This window comes from Bradyrhizobium sp. UFLA05-108 (genome assembly GCF_059803455.1).
The window spans coordinates 1-759 of the sequence record NZ_JBANAZ010000232.1; the positions used below are offsets into that span (position 1 = coordinate 1).

The 759-nt window shown below is 60.5% G+C and carries 2 protein-coding genes; both read right to left on the minus strand.

Annotation, left to right across the window (positions count from 1 at the left end):
• Window positions 1-48: 48 nt before the first annotated feature.
• Window positions 49-474 carry a hypothetical protein gene (locus SO140_RS46190; protein WP_449380713.1) on the minus strand — a complete coding sequence of 142 codons (426 nt, stop codon included), beginning with the start codon at window positions 472-474 and terminating at the stop codon, window positions 49-51.
• Between the two features lie 70 nt (window positions 475-544).
• A partial coding sequence (locus SO140_RS46195) for a hypothetical protein (protein ID WP_449380708.1) occupies window positions 545-759 on the minus strand: 215 nt, incomplete at its 5' end.

A 759-nucleotide genomic window follows, 5' to 3' on the forward strand; every position in this document is an offset into this window, starting at 1 on the left:
GCAACGACGATGCGGGTGAGACGCAACGTTGCCGCGCGCCAACGCCGGTCATGTCGGCGCGATGGCGATATAGGGAATACAGGCCACGACTATGGCAAGCTGGATCGCATTGCCCAGCATGCCACCCCAATGCAGTCGTCGGAGCCGGCGCGCGGCCTCCGTGTCGCCGGCATCTCCATCACTGATCCGGGCGTCCATCTGCCGCAAAAACCAGCGGCGCGAGCACACGGCGAGTGCCGTGATCAAGCCGACGCCCAGGGCCAGGACCGGGCGGCCGTCCACGGCAACGGCGATCGTGCCTGCGGCACCGGCAACGGCCAATGTCAGGAAGTAGCCGTTGAACATGGCGCGCAACAGCAGGGCGACAGGTCGGACGTCCAGCTTCACCAGCAGAAAGGCCGGTGCCGCCAGCAGCAGATAAAACATCGGAAGCAGCAGGATGATCGTGGCGAACAGGGCGACGTTGTCTGGCATCATTCGAACACCCCCCTCTTTCCTGTGCCGCACAAGGGCTTTCCGGCAGCGCAGTATCGGCTTTGACCTATCACCGGCACCATTGGGCTTTGGTTGGACGCACACTGCTTCCACCGCCCCAAGGCATGATCCGGAAAGGTGTGGAGCGGTTTTCCGAAAAGATCATGCTCAAACAACAACAACCTAAAGCGCGATGACGATTCATCCCAATCTCATCGCGCTTTAGTCTTACTGAGTCAGAAATCCACGGACCAAGCTGGGTGAGAATCGCATATTGAAGGAGAT